The sequence below is a fragment of the Spirulina major PCC 6313 genome, assembly GCF_001890765.1.
GTDB lineage: Bacteria > Cyanobacteriota > Cyanobacteriia > Cyanobacteriales > Spirulinaceae > Spirulina > Spirulina major.
This window is the reverse complement of sequence record NZ_KV878783.1, coordinates 3,592,979-3,611,007: the sequence shown is the minus strand read 5'-3', so window position 1 is coordinate 3,611,007 and position 18,029 is coordinate 3,592,979. Positions and strand designations below refer to the sequence as shown.

13 protein-coding genes are annotated in these 18,029 nt (G+C 55.0%); 6 read left to right on the top strand and 7 right to left on the bottom strand.

The genetic code is table 11. The annotated features are described in order from the left end of the window. Positions 1 to 37 precede the first annotated feature (37 nt). Together SPI6313_RS15925 and SPI6313_RS15920 are read right to left on the bottom strand one after the other, a co-directional pair. On the bottom strand, positions 38 to 1,513 hold the full coding sequence (locus SPI6313_RS15925; protein ID WP_425443098.1) for an ammonium transporter: 1,476 nt from the start codon (positions 1,511 to 1,513) through the stop codon (positions 38 to 40). Positions 1,514 to 1,943: 430 nt separating this feature from the next. Next, positions 1,944 to 2,717: a sulfite exporter TauE/SafE family protein gene (locus SPI6313_RS15920; protein ID WP_072621887.1), complete on the bottom strand. Its 774-nt coding sequence runs from the start codon at positions 2,715 to 2,717 to the stop codon at positions 1,944 to 1,946. A 99-nt stretch (positions 2,718 to 2,816) separates the two neighbouring features. Here SPI6313_RS15920 and SPI6313_RS15915 point away from each other — a divergent pair, with 99 nt between their 5' ends. The 3 genes from SPI6313_RS15915 to SPI6313_RS15905 all read left to right on the top strand — a co-directional run bounded on the left by SPI6313_RS15915 (position 2,817) and on the right by SPI6313_RS15905 (position 4,306). After that, positions 2,817 to 3,020 carry a DUF751 family protein gene (locus SPI6313_RS15915; RefSeq protein WP_072621886.1) on the top strand — a complete coding sequence of 68 codons (204 nt, stop codon included), beginning with the start codon at positions 2,817 to 2,819 and terminating at the stop codon, positions 3,018 to 3,020. A gap of 60 nt (positions 3,021 to 3,080) precedes the next feature. Continuing rightward, entirely contained in the window at positions 3,081 to 3,476 is a 396-nt protein-coding gene (gene rbfA, locus SPI6313_RS15910; protein ID WP_072621885.1) for a 30S ribosome-binding factor RbfA, read from the top strand. A gap of 398 nt (positions 3,477 to 3,874) precedes the next feature. Continuing rightward, complete coding sequence (locus tag SPI6313_RS15905) at positions 3,875 to 4,306, top strand: tellurite resistance TerB family protein (protein ID WP_072623181.1); 432 nt, start codon at positions 3,875 to 3,877, stop codon at positions 4,304 to 4,306. A 1-nt stretch (position 4,307) separates the two neighbouring features. Here the strand turns inward: SPI6313_RS15905 and SPI6313_RS15900 are convergent, their stop codons facing one another. The 3 genes from SPI6313_RS15900 to SPI6313_RS15890 all read right to left on the bottom strand — a co-directional run bounded on the left by SPI6313_RS15900 (position 4,308) and on the right by SPI6313_RS15890 (position 11,853). Further along, positions 4,308 to 5,063, bottom strand: coding sequence for a hypothetical protein (locus tag SPI6313_RS15900; protein ID WP_072621884.1), 756 nt, complete (start codon positions 5,061 to 5,063; stop codon positions 4,308 to 4,310). 82 nt (positions 5,064 to 5,145) lie between these two features. After that, on the bottom strand, positions 5,146 to 6,435 hold the full coding sequence (gene serS, locus SPI6313_RS15895) for a serine--tRNA ligase (RefSeq protein ID WP_072621883.1): 1,290 nt from the start codon (positions 6,433 to 6,435) through the stop codon (positions 5,146 to 5,148). An 81-nt stretch (positions 6,436 to 6,516) separates the two neighbouring features. Beyond that, positions 6,517 to 11,853: a CHAT domain-containing protein gene (locus SPI6313_RS15890; protein WP_139276670.1), complete on the bottom strand. Its 5,337-nt coding sequence runs from the start codon at positions 11,851 to 11,853 to the stop codon at positions 6,517 to 6,519. 908 nt (positions 11,854 to 12,761) lie between these two features. On the opposite strand from SPI6313_RS15890, the gene SPI6313_RS25410 reads away from it, so the two are divergent. Then, a complete protein-coding gene (locus SPI6313_RS25410) occupies positions 12,762 to 12,923 on the top strand; it encodes a hypothetical protein (RefSeq protein WP_217650631.1) in 162 nt (53 codons plus the stop codon). A gap of 615 nt (positions 12,924 to 13,538) precedes the next feature. Here the strand turns inward: SPI6313_RS25410 and menB are convergent. Next, positions 13,539 to 14,372 carry a 1,4-dihydroxy-2-naphthoyl-CoA synthase gene (gene menB / locus SPI6313_RS15880; RefSeq protein ID WP_072621880.1) on the bottom strand — a complete coding sequence of 278 codons (834 nt, stop codon included), beginning with the start codon at positions 14,370 to 14,372 and terminating at the stop codon, positions 13,539 to 13,541. A 496-nt stretch (positions 14,373 to 14,868) separates the two neighbouring features. On the opposite strand from menB, the gene SPI6313_RS15875 reads away from it, so the two are divergent. Next, positions 14,869 to 15,105: a hypothetical protein gene (locus SPI6313_RS15875; protein ID WP_245788821.1), complete on the top strand. Its 237-nt coding sequence runs from the start codon at positions 14,869 to 14,871 to the stop codon at positions 15,103 to 15,105. Here the strand turns inward: SPI6313_RS15875 and cobT are convergent. Beyond that, on the bottom strand, positions 15,102 to 16,193 hold the full coding sequence (cobT, locus tag SPI6313_RS15870) for a nicotinate mononucleotide-dependent phosphoribosyltransferase CobT (RefSeq protein WP_175551163.1): 1,092 nt from the start codon (positions 16,191 to 16,193) through the stop codon (positions 15,102 to 15,104). The genes SPI6313_RS15875 and cobT overlap by 4 nt on opposite strands. A 90-nt stretch (positions 16,194 to 16,283) precedes the next feature. On the opposite strand from cobT, the gene SPI6313_RS15865 reads away from it, so the two are divergent. After that, positions 16,284 to 18,023: a GldG family protein gene (locus SPI6313_RS15865; RefSeq protein WP_072621878.1), complete on the top strand. Its 1,740-nt coding sequence runs from the start codon at positions 16,284 to 16,286 to the stop codon at positions 18,021 to 18,023. The last annotated feature ends 6 nt before the right edge of the window (positions 18,024 to 18,029 follow it).

Sequence of the window (18,029 nt, the reverse complement as noted above, 5' to 3'; positions counted from 1 at the left end):
TCTAGATTAAAGGGAAGCGGGTTCAATCGAATGGGTTTTAAGCTTCGGAACTACCGCTAATGCCCATGGCTTGGCCACTGGCAAAGGTATCCGTTTCGGTCACGAAACCGTTGTACGCTTCCATTCCATGTTCGCTAATATCCAGACCTTGTAATTCATCTTCCGGACTAACCCGAATGCCGATGGTGAATTTCAACGCCAACCACACAATGGAGCTAAAGACAACGGTGAAGCCACCAATGGCGAGAATCCCGATCACTTGCGCACCGAAGTTACCGCCGCCGAAGATTGCCACGGCGAGGGTTCCCCAAATCCCGCAAACGAGGTGAACTGAGGTTGCACCCACGGGGTCATCGATATGGAGGCTATCGAAGATGGATACGGAGAAGACGACGATCACGCCAGCGATCGCACCCGTAATCACAGATCCAGTGTAAGGAATCGCATTACAGCCAGCGGTGATTCCCACCAGACCCGCTAAGATGCCGTTGATCACCATCGAGAGGTCAGGCTTACCATCTTTGAGCCAAGAGGTTGCCGTCGCAGCCACACCACCCGCCGCCGCTGCCAAGGTCGTGGTCAACGCGATGTAGGTAATGTTAGGACTAGCGGCCAATTCAGAACCGGGGTTAAACCCATACCAGCCCACCCACAGCACCAAACACCCTAGGGTCGCAATGCTCATGTTGTGGCCAGGAATGGCGTTGATGCCACTGTCGTTATATTTGCCGATCCGGGGTCCGAGGAAGGCCGCCCCCATCAACGCAGCCCAACCCCCAACGGAGTGAACCACTGTCGATCCGGCAAAATCGCTAAAGCCCGCTTCACTGAGCCAACCGCCAGCCCAGACCCAGTGGCCGGTGATGGGATAAGACACGGAAACGAGTAAGAACGCGAAAATCAGGAAGGACACGAAGTGAATCCGTTCGGCAACAGCACCGGACACAATGGTGGCAGCCGTCGCTGCAAAGGCCACTTGGAACAGGAACGATGCCGAAATGGGCAAGCCTGCCGGGAAGGGGTCTAAGCCGTAGTCGGCGGGGTCTTCACTGAGGAGGAAGAATCCCGTGCTTCCGATAAAGCCGTTGCCTTGACCGTACATGAAGGCAAAGCCGATCGCCCAGTACGCGATCGCCGCAATGCCGAAAACGATCAAGTTTTTCGCCAACACGTTGACCGCGTTCTTTTGGCGACAGAATCCAGCTTCCAACATGGCGAAACCGGCGTTCATGAAGATCACCAAAATCGCTGAAGCTAGGATGAATACGGTGTCTAGAGTGCCTTTGATGACTTCCGGATCGGCAAAATCCAGCTCGTCAAGGTCAAGGGCATGTTGGGCAAACGCAGCGGAATCCCACACCACAAGGATGATCGCCACTAGTGGAATGCATGCAATCCAATAGGGTGAAAACCAGCGCAACAGTTGCTGCACAGGTTTCAAATTTCCTGCTGCCGCTCTCTCCCTTCTCTCGCGAGCAGAGAAAGAATTGACCAGAGTTGATTTGGACATCACTACAAAACTTTCCTGAATCTAAAGAAACACAGTCATTTTCTGGAATGCTCAGGATTGTCATCGAATGGAGTTCCCAGGGTGTTGAATGGGATTCAACGCCAAGCCAGAAAGCACTCCGGAGCACCTGTCTTGCGTTCTGGGAAGACCCGATCATCCTGAGTCGTTACTGAGTCTATAAAAGTACCGGATTCATTACTAAAAGTCTAGTCCTGAACACTATATGAACGTGAGTTCAGTCCATTGCCAGACTCACTCAGACTGGTGTGCTAACTAGAAAGAACACGACAGAAACGTGTTGATCTTGGAGGGGTACGTCAGTTTTTTCTGTAACTTTAATTACATTTAGATCGGACGAATAGATTGTGGACGTTTAATGATTATTTCTAATCAATAACCATGGGCTGGGTTGAGGAATCAGAATCGTCATAACCTAGGTGGGATAGCTGCCGATCGCACGCCAAAAGAAGTAGAGCGACAGCAGGGCAAGAAGCGATCGAAAACTCATACTGACGATGCGATCGGGCAGTTTTGGGAGGTAGCGGGTACTGATCTGCGCTCCGACGAGTCCTCCAAGACCGAGAATTAATCCCGGTATGCCTAACACATTGCCCTGGATGGCATGGCCCGCACAGGCGGAGATGGCGGTGACGACGATCACCCCAAGGCTGGTTTGGATGGCGGTTTTGATCGGTTCGTTGAGCAGGAGCATTTGCAACGGAACCATGATCACCCCACCGCCAACCCCGAAGAGTCCGGCTAGGAGGCCGGCGGCGGCTCCGGTGCTGAGGCGGGGGATGAGGAGGTTGGGGGCGGGGTTGGGGCGATCGCTGCTCTGCTGGGCAATCAGTCGCTTACGCAGCATGACGAGAAAAATGGTGGCGATTAGCAGCAGTCCAAAGGCGGCTTCTTTGACGAAATTGGGAATCTGACCCACCAATAAGGGCCCGATTTGGGCGGTGGCGATCGCGGGAATCGCCAGGACGATCACCCGTCGCCAATCTAAAAAGCCCATGCGATAGTTTTGCAGGGTTCCGGACAGGGAGGTCATCACGATCGCTAAACTACTGGTGGCCACGGATGGATCGTACCCGTAGCCCAGCGCCACCAAGATCGGCACGAGCACCGTACCGCCCCCAATCCCCAACAAACCCGCCAACAGACCCGACAGTAAGCCGCCCGCCACTAAAAACCCAAGATGTTCCACGCGATTAAATTCCCCGCTCTGTGAACGTTGTTGCTTGTCGAAATTACGTGGATAATGCTACCAGTTAAGGGAACCCATCTTTGTTGTGCGATCGCTACCATGCAAGAATTTTTTGAGAATGTGCTCCGCTACTGTCGCTATTTTGTGACATTTACCCTAGGGGTCTTTTTTGCCCTCTACCAATGGGTTCGCCCCATGTTCAGCAGTCCGCTCCGGCTGACCGCCTTAATCGGAATTCTCATCGGCTTATCGGGCTTCATCTTCTTTACACTCCGCGCGATGTTGGGACTGAATCCCGTATAGTGACATAGGAAAGGGTTAATCCACCGGATTTTTTTTAGCTCAGTAGGAGAGGAGTTCCTCATGGCTACCAGTCGCCGCGTATCTCGCGTTTCATCCCTGATTAAACGCGAAGTTAGCCAACTCTTAGGTCATGAAATCAAAGACGATCGCGTCGGCGCTGGCATGGTCAGCGTCACCGATGTGGCCGTGTCGGGGGATTTGCAACATGCCAAGATTTTCGTCAGTATCTACGGCTCCGATGCTGTGCGGGAACAAACCATGGCCGGGTTGGAATCCTCCACCGGCTTTATCCGGCGGGAATTGGGGCAACGGATTCGCCTGCGCCGCACGCCCAATGTCCAGTTCATTGAAGATCGTTCTATTGAGCGGGGCGATCGCGTCTTAACCCTCCTCACCCAACTTAAACCCACTGCCTCCCCCGAAGACGACATTCCCGCCGCCGAAGACAACGACTAGAATCAAGTCACGACTAAGGATTTAAGGAGTGCGGGCATCTTGCCCGCTGCTCGTTATACCCATCTTGCCCGCCAGTAGGGTGCTGTTAGCGAAGCGTAACGCACCGTCACGATTGAACTAGGGAACGAGACGCTCCCACTCCAGTCATCGCTAAGGATTTAACGAGCAGCGGGCATCTTGCTCGCTGCTCGTTATGCCCATCTTGCCCGCCAGTAGGGTGCTGTTAGCGAAGCAGCACCGTCATGTTGAGCTTTGGGTATTCAAGACGATCTGAAGATTAAGTCTTGACTCTGCATTAGCCATGGTGCAGGGTCAATTGGCCCAGAGTCTGATAGGCTCCAGTGCTAAAATGGGGCTGAAAATTTTGCCTTTTGGTTGTAACCAAGAATGACCCCCTCATGACCTCTGCTTCTCAACTCCACAGCACCAAAGATCTCCTCAAGATTTTGATCGGAGCAGCCTGGATTGATGGTGTCATTCAACCGGAAGAACGCAACCATCTACACCGTATGGCCACGGAAAATAGCCTGGTAGATGATCCCGAAATTAAGGCATTGCTGACGGAAGTGAAGCCGGTGCAGCCCCAGGAATGTTATCTCTGGGTGAAAAGCTATTTGGGCGATCGCTACACCCACGACGACTATCAAACTCTCCTCGAAGCGATCAGCGCCTTAATCTACAGCGACGGCGAAGTGCAAACCCAAGAAGCCCGCTTTTTGCTGCAACTGCAAGAACTCGACCCCGATCATGCTCATCATCCGTCGGTAATTGAATCCATCCTCAAAACGATTCAGCAGCTTTACCGCAAAGCGATCGCCCAAGATCCGTAAGTCATCCTGAATGGGTTTCGTCGTGATCGGTAGCGGTGTGATCGGTAGCGGTGTGATCGGTAGCGGTGTGATCGGTAGCGGTGCGATCGGTAGCAGTGCGATCGCACTGCCACCCATCGCACCAGAAGAGAATTCCCGCCACTAACCAAGACCCTTGGGTTTGATTGCAGGCAGTGATATATTTTGCCCGATTGCCGAACCGCCCCCGTTGGATCAACAGATTAAAATCCGGCAGATCCTGACCCCGATCCATTGTCAAGATACTTTGATACGCTCCCGTCACCTGGAGGCTAGGGCGACAGCGATAGCGGCGTTTCATTTCCCCGTGAAACCCCAACGTCATCACCACCGTGAGGCGATCGGGCGTGAGTTCTAGCCGTTTCACCCGACTGCCCACCAGCCAAAACAGCCACCCAAAGCCCCCAAACACCACCCAGATCAGGAACAATCCCCTCAGATCCCCCGTGCTGATCAACGTCTCAACGCTGAACCAAAGCCCCATCAGGATCATTCCGTAGCCCAGGAGCACGACGAGACGTTCCCCAAACGTGCGGCGGGTTTTGAGATGGATGGTGCTGCGGTGGGGGGTGTCGTCGAGGGTGAGGCCGAGGTCTGGGTTAGGGATGCGCCATCGCCAGGGGTCGCAGTTGGGTTGGGAGGCTTTTTCGTAGTCAATGCTGGGATGTGTGACACGGGCTTGGCGCGATCGCTGCCACACCCCTAAGATTTCCAAAAACAACCCCAACAATTCAACCATGGCCCGAAATTTCCGTAATGGCGTTCAACCGGACACCCGTTCCGCATTGGGGAGGGTGCGAGGTGAATTGAGTATGAAATAGTTATACCGGTGCGATCGCCTCCCGTCCGAAATAGGGGCGCAACGCTTCAGGAATCGTCACACTGCCATCGGGTTGCTGATAATTTTCCAAAATTGCCGCCATCGTGCGCCCCACCGCTAAGCCGGAACCATTGAGGGTGTGAACATAATTCGTCCCCTTTTGGCCCGGCGTTTTAAACCGAATACTGGCCCGCCGTGCCTGGAAATCCGAGCAGTTCGAGCAACTGGAAATTTCCCGATAGGCCCCCGCCTCCGGCATCCACACTTCTACGTCGTAGCAGCGCGTCGCGGTGAATCCGAGATCTCCCGTGCAAAGCTCCAAAATCCGATAGGGCAACTGCAACGCTTCGAGAATTGCCGTGGCGTTGCCGAGCATCGCCTCTAGTTCCGCTTCGGAATGGTCAGGATGGACGATCTTCACCATTTCCACTTTGTTGAATTGGTGGAGGCGAATCAGGCCTCGCGTGTCCTTGCCGTAGCTGCCGGCTTCACGGCGAAAACAGGGAGTATAGGCGCAATGGTGGATCGGCAACTGCTCCGCATCGAGAATTTCATCGCGGTAAAGGTTCGTTAAGGGCACTTCAGCGGTGGGGGTGAGCCAGAGGTCATCGTCGCCGCACCGAAAACTTTCCTCGGCAAATTTGGGAAGTTGCCCCGTTCCGGTGAGGCTGGCACTGTTGATCAACACCGGGGGCATCACTTCGGTGTAGCCCGCTGCGGTTTGGCGATCGAGCATGAAGTTAATCAGGGCGCGTTCGAGGGCTGCACCAGAACCGATCAGGTTCACAAAGCGGCTTTGGGCGACTTTGACGGCGCGTTTAAAGTCTAAAATGCCCAGGGTTTCGCCGATCTCCCAATGGGCTTTGGGGTGGTCGAGGTTGGGTTTGTATTCGTCACCCCAGCGGCTGCGTTCGACGTTTTCGGTTTCGTTGGCTCCGATGGGGGTGCGATCGCTTGGCAAATTCGGCAGGGTGAGGAGGAGGGTGTCAATCTCGGCTTTGAGGGCTTTTTCTTGGGGGTCGAGTTTGGCGAGTTCGGCCTTGATCGCGCTGCCTTCGGCTTTGATCGCGCTGATTTCGGGGCCGTTGGGATCTAGCCCGCTTTGGATTTTTTCTTTGATCCGTTTGGCGGTGCTGTTGCCTTGGGCTTGGAGGTTGTTGCGGGTGGTTTGCAGATCGCGCTGGCGTTGGTCGAGGTGGAGGAGGGTTGCGATCGCATACTCCCCACTCCGACGGTGGAGACGCTCTTGCACAAAATCGGGATTTTCGCGGATCTGTTTAATATCAAGCATGGTTTGACGTTCGGGGAAGTCCGTAATCGGTGATCACGACGGAAGGATGTGCTTGTTAATTTTAGACCCAAGCTCACCGCCTTACCACGGATTCCCGATCATCGTAAAAGCACTCCAAAAATAGGGATGGGTCAGGGTGCGATCGCCCAAGCTCTGTAGCTCCTGCGGCAAGGGAATCTGACTGGACGGCGTGATCAGCCTCCCCGCTTCAATCCGAATCTGGCCCCGCAACATCGCCAACTGCGCTTGTCGCAAGGCTTCCGACTTAATCGGCAACTGACTCAACTCCTGATAAAACGTCGTCATCAGCCCCAACGTTCCCGCATCACTCACTGACCACAAACTCCCCAACACCGATCGCACCCCCGCCAACACCGCCAACCCCGCAAACCCCAACTCCGCCTCTGGATCACCCACCGCCGTCTGACAAGCACTCAACACCAACAAATCCACCGGCGGATTATTAAACTGCAAACTGGGAAAATCACTGAGGGGAAGCCGTTCACGCCAAAATTGAATGTAGGAATTGTCCGGGCTGCCGGGGCGAAATTCGCCATGGGTTGCTAAATGGACGATTTGAAACGCCTCGGCTTGGCGGGCAGTTTGCAAGTTTGCCAGGGTAAAACCTTCATTGAGAAACGATTGACTCTGGGCGATCGTGTTCGTAATCGCGGCTAATTCCGTGGGAACACCGGGTAACGGGGCTTGCATTTGAAAATCAGAGGCTCCCATGGCGAGAATGTCCGGTCGATTTAAGGGACGGTAGGCGGTATCGGTGAGGGAGAGACTGGGCATGATCGCCAGGCTGTAGTTTTCAATCAAAAACTGCTCACCATCGTGCAAGGCTGCCCAGGGAATCGACCGGAGGCCATGATCGAGAATAAACGTTAAATTCGTGATCCCTGCCGCCTCTAACTCTGCTGTAATCGGGTCAATCAGCCACTGATGGAGGACTTGTGCATGGCCTAAAAAGCCTTGACTGTCGGGGTTGATCACCGTGCGTCGGAGTTGTCGCATTGTGGTGAGCACCTGCGATCGCACCGCCTCCGGCACTCGCCGCCGCAACACCGTACCATTCCCCATCACCACCACCAATTCCAATTCATCCGTTGGCTGCGGATCACCGCTCGGCGCGACCAATTCTTCCAATCCTTGGGGTGAATAAGCGTGATCCAATCGCCACAATACCGCCTGCTCCTTTGGCTCAGGGTCTGAACCCGGCGCTTTAAAAAAGGCATACACCAAGGCGGGCTTTTCTTGGGTCTGGCTTTCAATGGTTTGCAGGGTGTTTTGCACCTGTTGCGGCGTGGGCGGCGGGGGGAACGTGGTCAGGTTCAGATGTTGGATAAAGGGTTGATTCACCCCTTGTTCCAGTTGTTCCACTTGGGGCGGGGCGTTACGCACATCGGGCGCGAGGGCAACGGCCACAGGGGGCAGCCCTCGCCCTGGTTGCGGGGGCTGTCCAGGCTGTGCTCCGGGTGCGAGGGGGGGAGCTTGGGATGGTTGCCCGCTTCGATTGGGGAGACTCGCAGGTGGGAGCGGTGGATTATTGAATCCCTGTGGCACTTGGCCGAGTTGGGGGGAATTGAAAAGCAGCGCGGGCGAGGGTACAGAAAGCGACGGGAGAACTGATGTAACGATCGGGAGGGTATTGAGCAGGGAGAAGATGGCTGTTAACTGACTGGCGATCGCAGTGGCCGTCACCTGAAATGCCCCGCTTTCTTGATTAGCCGTCAACGGTGTGAAGGCAATTCCTTGGGCATCGGTGAGCACCGAAATGAGGAGGGGGGTGCCGCTTGCTCCGGTCGTGGGGGCGGCAAATTCGATCGAATTTCCACTGATTGGATTGCCAAACAGGTCGCTCAGTTTGACCGTTAAGGATTGGGGAAAGGCTTGGTTAATGGAGGTGAATTGATTGTTACCGCTAGCGATCGCTAACTGACTCGGAGCCGCTGCTGTGACCGAAATTTGACCCGAATTTCCAGCGATCGCGCCACTGGTAGCCGTCACCGTCTGATTCCCCGCCGTGCGCAACGTGACCTCAAATGTCCCGGCTCCAGCGGTCAAATTTCCCCCGGTAATTTGGGACGCGGTGGGATCAGTGCTACTCAAGGTCAACGGATCACTAAAATTCGTATCCACATTGCCAAACAGATCCAACGCCGTCACCGTCACATCTTGGGACGTGCCCGCCGTCATCGTGGTGAGACTTTCTTGGACGGTAAATGCCACTGCACTGGCGGGTGTATTAGTCAGGGAAAAGGGCAGCGGACTGATTCCCAAGTCCGTCATGCTGGCCTGAACTGTGTAGGAGCCTACGATCGTATTCGCCACCGGATTAAACGTCACCGTCCCATCTGCCCCCGTCACCCCCGTTAACATCGTCTGCAAACTCGCCCCCGACGCTGGGATTTCCAGAGTCACACTCAGCCCCGCCACCCCCTGAAACTGAAACGCATCTCGCGCTGTCACCGTCAGCGGTGCGCCAAACGCCGTATCCACGATCGCACTCTGATCCCCACCCGCCTGGGTAATCTGAAGCATTGACTCATAGGCCCCCAGATCCGGTGTCCCGACCCGACTGGCCCCCCGCTGATCAGTTAATTGCGATCCTTGGGCCGCATCCACCGCCACGCTCGTCGGGGATAGAGCATGGGTTTGCGTTGGCCCGCCATAGTTCCCCAACGGTGACAGCATTGGGTCAACCCCAATGATGTTTTGATTCAACCCGGTGTTTAAGGTTAGGCCATTCGCCCCCGCATCACTATCAAGCAAACTGGACTGGATCGTACTGCCGCCCCAAGAACCGGACAAGGTGGAAAGGTTGCCATTCTGCCCGGTGTTGTTCACCACAATGGTGTTGGTGATGTTTGCCGTGCCAGCAGACTGATACAGGCCCCCACCCTCCCCCAACCCATTCCCATCGGCATCGGCTGTGTTGAAAGCGATCGTGCTGTGGATAAGGGACAGGAAAGCGGAATTCGTAATGCCACCGCCGTTTTGACTCGCTTGATTGCCACTGACGGTGCTGTTGTTCAGGGCTAAGGGGCCGCCCAGACTGTAGAGGCCTCCCCCATGGGTGGCGGTGTTACTGCTGATTGTGCTGTCAACCACACTCAAATCTCCGTCAGACCAAACTCCTCCCCCATGGGTGGCTGTATTACTGCTGATCGTGCTGGTGCTGAGGGTGAACGTGCCGCTGTTATAGATTCCCCCGCCCCTGCCGAGTGCCTGATTATCGCTCACCACTGTACCGGTCAAGATCCCACTGGTATTGCTGGCGATGCCACCGCCGTCTGTGTCACTGGTGTTGCCTTGGATGCGGCTATCGGTGGCAGTGAGAATCTGGGTGGCAATGCCGCCGCCGTCGTTGGTGCTGCGGTTGCCGATGAGGGTGCTGTTGTTAAGCGTCACGGTGGGGGCGTTGAGCCCGCCGCCCCTGTTTCCGGCAGCGTTGTCTTTGATCGTGCTGTTGTTGAGAGTGACAGGGCCATCTGAGAAAATGCCGCCACCGCTATTCGCGCTGGTGTTGCGTTCGAGAGTAACCTGATTGAGGGTGAGGGAACCGCCGCCTGTACTCTGGATGCCGCCGCCATTTTCTGAGCCTCCCACGTTGCCGAAGCGGAGAGTGAGGTTTTCAAGGGTGACGGGATTGGGGCCGGTGATGTTGAAGAGACGAAAATCAGAGGCGGATGCGCGTCGGATGCGCATTGATCCTGGTAAAAAGTTGGTGATGGTGAGGCCATCGGCGGTGGTATCGATATTGACGGGGCCACTGGTAAGCCAAATCTCACTGGCGAGAACGGATGCTAAAAAGCGAATGGTGTCCACCCCCGACGTTAGATTGGCACGGTCAACCATGTCACGGAGGGAGCCGGTTCCGGAGTCGGCCGTTGTGGTGACGGTGAAGTTGTCGAGTGTATGGGGATAGAGGGCGATCGCATCCCCCTCAAACGCCACACCGGCCTCCACCGTCCCCACGGTTTTTTCCAGCGTCCAATTTCCCCCCAGGGCCGCGCTCCCGGTGACATCCGTCGAAGCCGCCACATCCGCCCCCGTCGCCGCCGCCAAACTCGCCAGCAACGCATCCCCCACGGAACCCAACGCCGTAAAACAGCTATAAAGCAGCAGATCCGCCCCCTCACTCAGGGACGCACTCCAGGCCTGCAATTGCTGGCTAAATTCCGCCACATTCGCCGCGCTCACATAGTCCCGCCCTAGCCAAATTTCTCCCGCGTTGCCCTCTGTGACAAGGTGCAATTCATCCACCCCTTGGCGGGGGGCGAGGGTGTTGGTAATGGTCGCGATCCCCGACTGATCCGGGGTGACCACGACGGTTGTGGTGCCGGGTTTGCCCTTGTAGAGCAAGGATTGGTAGTCCGCAACCGTGGCATCAAGAAACACCAAGGCGTTGGGATCATCAGGATTTTCGGCAAAGTGAATCACCGTGGGTGCGGAGGTCTCCCCAGCGGTGATCACCGCGTCAGGGTCAGGGACGATCAACCCAGCCCCGGCAATCTGCACCATTTTTCCCTTCGTAATCCCTAAAATTGCTGTATCTCCCGCCGTAATCGTCAGATCCGACCCGCTAATCCGCACCACGCCCTGATCATCGACGGTGACGCGATCGGCCGATTGGAAGCTGGGCAGTTGCAGCAAGGATTGGAGCGATGCCGGGGTGAGGGTGGCCAAATCTTGGCTGAGGGGAATTTCAATGGCGAGGATTGTTCCGGCTTGGGTGATGCGCAGGGTGCGGCGACCGGGGACGGCGGCGAGGGTAATCTGGCCGTTGGGGGCTTCGAGGGTGCCGAGGTTGATCACCGTACCGCCGATCAGGTTAATATCCCCGTCGAGATTGCTTAACTGCGCCTCATTCAGAATCGCACCCGGTTCCGCCCTGAGAAACTCAAAGGCGGTGGGGTTGCCAGTGAGGGTGCTGTAGTTGTTGGCTCCGGTGGCGTTGAAGGCGCGATCGCCGAACTGGATGCGATCGCTCGTCGTCGCCGTGAACGACCCCGGCACATCAATCTGAGCCGTAGGCGTAAACACGATCCCCGCCGGATTGATTAAATACAAATTCGCCCCACCCCCCAATACCTGCACCAACCCCTGAAGCACCGACGGACTCCCCCCCGTCACCCGCGCCAAAATATTCTGAATCTGAGGCTGGGCCAGAAACTGGGCGATTTCGTTGGGGTTCAGTCCCAATTGCTCCAAGCTATGGAACAGGTTGGCCCCATCTCCGGAGAGCGTGCCGCCGGTAATCTGATACAGATCCCCACTTTGGGTCACCACTGACCCTGTCCCATCGGCAGCGGGGGTGATGGATTGGGCCAAACTAGGGGGAGACTGGAGCGTGATTAGGCTACTGCCCACAAGGGCGAGCCGAAGCCAAGGGCAAACGGGAGATACGGGCATGAGGGGGAGAATGTTGCGATCGCAACAAGAAAACACCGGAGGCTACACCCTGATTGTGTAAGCTCACTCCCGGCTGGAGTCCGGGGGTTTGGTTTTCTTTCTTCATCATAGGTTGCGAGTGAGAGCAACGCGACCGGCCATCCTACGGAACCGGAAGCGATCGCCGCCGCCTCACCATCATTCAATCCCATCGAGGGGGTTAAGCCCTGCTGCGCTCTGGGGGAACGAGAATTGCTTGGATATCAAGCCAGTTTGAGCAATTTTTGCTGAATTGCGCCATGAAGCCCTGGGGATTGAACTGGGACTCTTCCTCAGATTGTCGTAGGGACAAAGGAAAAGACTGAATCCCTGTTGTGCGACTAAAGTCTCAAAAATGTGATTTTCATCACATTCAGCCGTCCATTTTTCGATTAAGGATGACCCTGATTTTTGAGTTCATTGATGAAAGGTGATTATCTTTGATCGCCACATACCACAAACGCGAAAAAAATAACAGTAAAGAAAATATTAAAGATTGAGAATAGATGTAGATCAAACGATTAATCTAAATGTAGTGGAACAAAATGATTCTCCAAACTCTCGTTCAACAAATGGTGTTTCTCTTGATCCCCACTATGAACACCCTAGTCAAGGGCAATTCAATTAACCAAATGTTACGAAAGAACAAAGAGCACATTTTTTGTGTATCTATTTATTACAACTCCACATTTTTATAAAACTGAAATCCATCATATAACTACTCTCCATTTTCGCATTGCCCCTCTTTAGCCCCCAACACTCCAATGAATAAAAAATCTTTTTTGACCTCGACTTGCCGCTGCTGTTGCTACTATCAACACGAAGGACGCAGGGGTGGTTCCTGCTCACAATTAGGTGTCCCTGTGAAAGGGTGTTGGTCTGCTTGTAGCTTGGCTTCTCATCCCTTTACCAACGCGGCAGCACCTAACTTAGAAATTGAGATCGGTCAATTGGAACATGCCTTAACCCTCGACTGCACTGTCTCTGATCCGGTATCTATGCCCATCACCCAAAAAGTTCCCGAAGAGTCTTCTGTGTCGTTGTCAAGCTAGCTTGAACTGTGTGTTTCGCGATCGTAAATAATCACAACACGATCAAACACCACGTTGGGTTCGCTACACCCGGCTTGGTGTTTGTGTTTGATTGCGACACATAAGCGAGTTACCGTCATGGATTAAAGCGTTGAGATTGGGCAGGATGTGTCGGTATCCTCCCCAATCTCTTGAATGTCCAAAGCTCAACGTGGCGATGCGTTACGCTTCGCTAACAGCACCCTACTGGCGTGGCAAAGTTAAAATACTACTTTATTATAGTGGACTGTTTCAGCTAAAGCTGTGTATTAGAAAATCGCTGAAATTCTCTACAATGCAAAAAAAACATCAAAATTCTACTGCACTATTTTAGCTGAAATAGTGTAGTAGGGTAGGTTAGGCGGCTTCAACTCCCGTTATCACTAGTAATTCAGCGATTCGCCGTAACCCACCGATTAACAGGTGTCGTGTCACGACAAGCATCCTAATTTTTAGCCTTGATGCTGTACTAGTGTCTTGTCTAGCTTAAAAAGGTGAGTTGTTATCCAGAGGGGTGAGCGGAGTCGAACCCCGGAGTACCAGACTTCGACTTCGCTCAGTCTTCAAGTTACTTGCCATCTGAGGCTAGACAGTCCACTAGGGTAGCCAGGGATATTGGCGAAAATCGGGGGGGCGTTTTTCGAGAAAGGCTTGTTTCCCTTCGGCTCCTTCTGCGGTCATGTAGTACAGCAGCGTCGCGTTGCCCGCGAGTTCCTGTAACCCCGCTTGACCATCACAATCAGCGTTGAAGGCAGCTTTTAAACAGCGAATGGCGATCGGGCTTTTTTGGAGAATTTCCGAGGCCCACTGGATGCCCTCGGCTTCGAGATCGTCGAGGGGAACGACATGGTTCACCAGCCCCATATCCAGGGCTTGCTGGGCATTGTATTGACGACAGAGAAACCAAATTTCGCGGGCTTTCTTTTGACCGACGCAGCGGGCGAGATAGGACGCGCCAAAGCCGCCGTCAAAGCTGCCCACCTTGGGCCCGGTTTGCCCAAAAATGGCGTTGTCGGCTGCGATCGTTAAATCACAAATTAAATGCAGCACATGGCCACCGCCGATCGCATACCCTGCCACCAGGGCAATGACTACCTTGGGCATCGAGCGAATCAACCGCTGGAGATCGAGGACATTCAACCGGGGTGTACCGGCCTCGTCAATGTACCCCCCCTCGCCCCGCACGGATTGATCCCCGCCGGAACAAAAGGCATATTTCCCGTCGGTGTGGGGCCCGGCTCCGGTGAACAGCACCACGCCAATGCGGGGATCTTCGCGCACATTACTAAATGCGTCGTAGAGTTCCATGACGGTTTTGGGGCGGAAGGCGTTGCGCTTATGGGGGCGGTTGATGGTGATTTTAGCGATGCCATCGGACTTGTGATACAGAATATCTTCGTAGGATTTCACCATGTGCCATGCGATCGCCATACCGTCTCCTCACCGTTCGTCTTCGGGGTTTTCAATCGTTTCTACGATACCGGAGAGTTGGCCCAGGAGGGTGGGGATCATCCCTCTTTTGATAGAGATTGCCGGGGAAAATCTCTCAAAAAACGGTTTGAAGATCTAGCGTCCGATGGATATTTTATGTCAGGAAAATTGGATATTCTGAAATGGGCAATGGTTGGGTTCCTCCCAACCTAGCCATGCAAGGGCGATCGCCCTTGAACCATCCAACGCCAACCGCCAACCCCCTAGGGAAGCCAAGGCTAAAGAGAACCTTAAGAATCCTGCAATTCACTCGTGTTGTGAATGACCATGAGAAATATCTAGAGAATTGCCAAAATTCGACTAAAACCCACTGGGGATCAACGAAACCATGATAACTTTGCCTGGATGCCCCACCATCAATCACTAGATTAAGCCCAATGACGAGCCGCACTTTATAACAATTTTCTTTAGTTACACGTTCGTGTAGCAACACATTATGAATTTATCGACCGTACTGACCCCCAACTCTCAAGAGACCGTGCCCCCGCCGTTTAAATTTGCGAAAGTTCAGCAAGTCCACTGCCCAAACTGTGGAAGTCACGCGGAAAAGCTGTATTCGATGCAACACCACACGGCTCAGATTCAATGCCCACACTGTGACTATTTCTTGCTGAGTTGTACGCAAACCGGCGTAGTGCATGAAGCCTATGCGCCCGGCATTGCCATGGGCTAGGATTTGGTGCGCTCGCGGTGGGCGATCGCGTCGATCGCGGCCACAAGGGTTTCATTGTCCCATTGACCATAGAGCGTTGCTGCGATCGCGGCTCCCCCTGCCCCCACCCCTTCCTTGACATAGCCTTGCTCATAGGCGCGGAGGGTGGGGGTTTTGGCGTGGGTAAAGTTGAGTTGGGTGGCGAGAAGGGGCACAGGGCCAATGGCGTGGGCGAGGCCAACGGTGTCACCGCTGGGATCTTCGGCCACCCAGCGCGTTGTGCCTACTACGATCCGTTCTGGGTTCCACGGTAGGTGGTGAGTGGGGGCGATCGCTTGGGCCAGGGCATAGACGGCCAACATTTGCGTGCCACCGGCCAACAATACCCCCCCGCTCCGACTGGCAGCGATCGCCATCCCCGCCGCCACACATTGCATCGGATCACCCACGGCCGCCAACACCGCCAGCGGATCAGGGTCAGGGCCAAGGGCGGCGATCGCTAACCCCTGTTGCACAATCTGCTCTTTTTGCCCATGGTTGCAGTGGGGATGGGAACTGTTGATTTTGCCCTCGGCGGCAATTCCCAACCCCATCAACACCGCCAGGGCCGTGGTTGTCCCCCCCACCACACATTCCCCAATCCAGAGCGGATGATCCGACGATCCCAAGCGGGCCCCCCAAGCCATACCTTGATCCAACAGATGGCGCACCGTTTCCAGCGGTAGTGCCGCCCCGGTGGCCACACAGGCGGCACTCTGCCCCCTCAGATCAATCGCGGGGACGGCGGGAGGTTGGGGCAATCCGGCATTGAATAACGACAGGGGAACCCCCAACCCCGCCACCACTGCCCGCGTAATTAACACCGGCGAAGCTCCCACCTCCAACGGCGGCAAGGGAAAGGCGGGAGTGGGGTGGGGCCCGTTGATCAAAAACTCGGCATCAGCGATCGCGGTATATTGACGATCCTGGGGTGTTGCCCCGGCGGCAGAGATGCCGGGGTGAAGTCCGGTTGCTGTAAAGCCCAAGATACAGGCAAAATGGGGACGTTTGCCCCGCTGCTGCTCTAGCCAAGCTTGGCCACCGTGATGCTGAGTATAAAGTTTGATCATCAATTTTTTCAGAATAATAGATAGAATGCAGCGGAAACGGAATCAGACCCTCGCGATCGCATTATCTGCTCAGGCCCTCCTTCTCAACCTATGAAATTGCCCGTTTTTCTCAAGCATAAAGTTTGGCGATCCCTGCTGATTTGGGTTGGCCCCTGTCTCTTGACCACCGGTTTCGTCATTCTGGGATTAGGTCAGGGTTCGCGGTTGCTCGCGGGCCTGTTTGTGGGCGTGGGGAGCTTGATTACCTTGGTGGCGGTGGAACAGCGTCTTGGGATTGTGTCCCGATTATCCCAACGGCGTTCTGCTCAGGTGGGGACGAATGCGATCGCGGCCACGGTGGCGATGGTGGTGATTCTGGGCTGCGTGAATGTGTTGGCGGTCCGCTACGGGGTTCAAGTCGATATGACAGAAACCCAGCTATTCACCCTCTCCCCCCAAACCGAAACCTTGGTAAAGTCCCTCGCCGAACCCCTCACCGTTTGGATTTTTGAACCAGTTCCCGATTCGATTGATCAAACATTACTGAAAAACTACAGCCGCTTAAACCCGAATTTTCGCTATGTCTACGCTGACCCGGCCACGGAGGTATCGGCGGCGAATCGGTTTGGGGTGGAGGTGATCGGGGAAGTGCATTTGGAATATGGGCGTAAAACCCTGTTGATCCAAACCTTGCGGCAAGAGGAATCCCTGGCGGAATTGCAAATCACCAACGGCATTGAAAAGATTCTGCGCGATCGCCAACCCCATGTTTATTTTCTCCAAGGTCATGGTGAATTGCCCCTCGACCCCGTGGAAGGCGGACTCTATCAAGCCGTCACCAGCCTCGAAGAAAAAGGCTATCAAGTTAGCCCCTTAGATCTCGCCGTAGAAACTCAGATTCCCCTAGATACTACGGTGCTCGTGGTGGCTAGTCCAGAGCGGGCCTTGTTTGCCGGGGAAGTGGATGCGATCGCCACCTATCTCAATGAAGGCGGCAGCGTCTTCGTCCTCCTCGACCCGGAAACCTTCTCCGGCCTTGAACCCCTCCTCGCGGATTGGGGGATTCGACTCGATGGCCGCTTGGTAATTGATGCCTCTGGGGCGGGCAATGCCGCCAATCTCGGCCCCGCCACCCCCATCGTTACCCAATACGGCGGCCACCCGATCACCCTCGATTTCCAAAACGGCATTTCCTTCTATCCCCTCGCCCAAGCCATCCGGATCGACGATGCCGACGATGTGATCGCCACCCCCCTGGCGATCACCAGTGCTGAAAGTTGGGCGGAACAAAATGTCTCCTCGGAAACCCTGGAGTTTGACCCCGATGAAGATCTCGAAGGCCCCTTAAACCTGGGCGTAGCCCTCACCCAACCGGTGGAGGCGGATCGGGTGGCGGAACGTTTGGCCGAGCTAGATCGGGACAATGATCTGCTCTCCCTGGATGATCCGCTGGAGGTGGGGGAGGAACTGGGCCCGGAGGCTGATGCGATCGACGATGACGCAGCGGCAACGGCCGATGAGGACGAAACCCCGGAGGAAGCGGAGACGGTGGATGAAGAGGACGAGGAGGATGATGCAGAACCCGAAGCGCGGCTGGTGGTGTTTGGTAATGCCACCTTTGCGACCAATGGCTGGTTTGAGCAGCAACTCAATGGCGATATGTTCTTAAATTCCGTCAAGTGGCTGGCCGATGAGGATGAACAGTTGCTCTCGATTCGTCCGAAAACCTTAGAAAATCGCCGCATCATCCTTTCGGTGGAGCAATCGCGGTTACTGGGCTGGTTAGCGGTGATTGTGTTTCCGGCGTTGGGGTTCATGATGGCGGGGGTGATTTGGTGGCAACGGCGTTAGGGCAGG

Excerpts from the sequence above, each read along its gene's own strand:
- rbfA (WP_072621885.1), top strand. The coding sequence starts at position 3,081 with ATGGCTACCAGTCGCCGCGTATCTCGCGTTTCATCCCTGATTAAACGC.
- SPI6313_RS15905 (WP_072623181.1), top strand. The coding sequence starts at position 3,875 with ATGACCTCTGCTTCTCAACTCCACAGCACCAAAGATCTCCTCAAGATT.
- SPI6313_RS15865 (WP_072621878.1), top strand. The coding sequence starts at position 16,284 with ATGAAATTGCCCGTTTTTCTCAAGCATAAAGTTTGGCGATCCCTGCTG.
- SPI6313_RS15900 (WP_072621884.1), bottom strand. The coding sequence starts at position 5,063 with ATGGTTGAATTGTTGGGGTTGTTTTTGGAAATCTTAGGGGTGTGGCAG.
- cobT (WP_175551163.1), bottom strand. The coding sequence starts at position 16,193 with ATGATCAAACTTTATACTCAGCATCACGGTGGCCAAGCTTGGCTAGAG.
- SPI6313_RS15915 (WP_072621886.1), top strand. The coding sequence starts at position 2,817 with ATGCAAGAATTTTTTGAGAATGTGCTCCGCTACTGTCGCTATTTTGTG.
- serS (WP_072621883.1), bottom strand. The coding sequence starts at position 6,435 with ATGCTTGATATTAAACAGATCCGCGAAAATCCCGATTTTGTGCAAGAG.
- menB (WP_072621880.1), bottom strand. The coding sequence starts at position 14,372 with ATGGCGATCGCATGGCACATGGTGAAATCCTACGAAGATATTCTGTAT.
- SPI6313_RS15875 (WP_245788821.1), top strand. The coding sequence starts at position 14,869 with ATGAATTTATCGACCGTACTGACCCCCAACTCTCAAGAGACCGTGCCC.
- SPI6313_RS15890 (WP_139276670.1), bottom strand. The coding sequence starts at position 11,853 with ATGCCCGTATCTCCCGTTTGCCCTTGGCTTCGGCTCGCCCTTGTGGGC.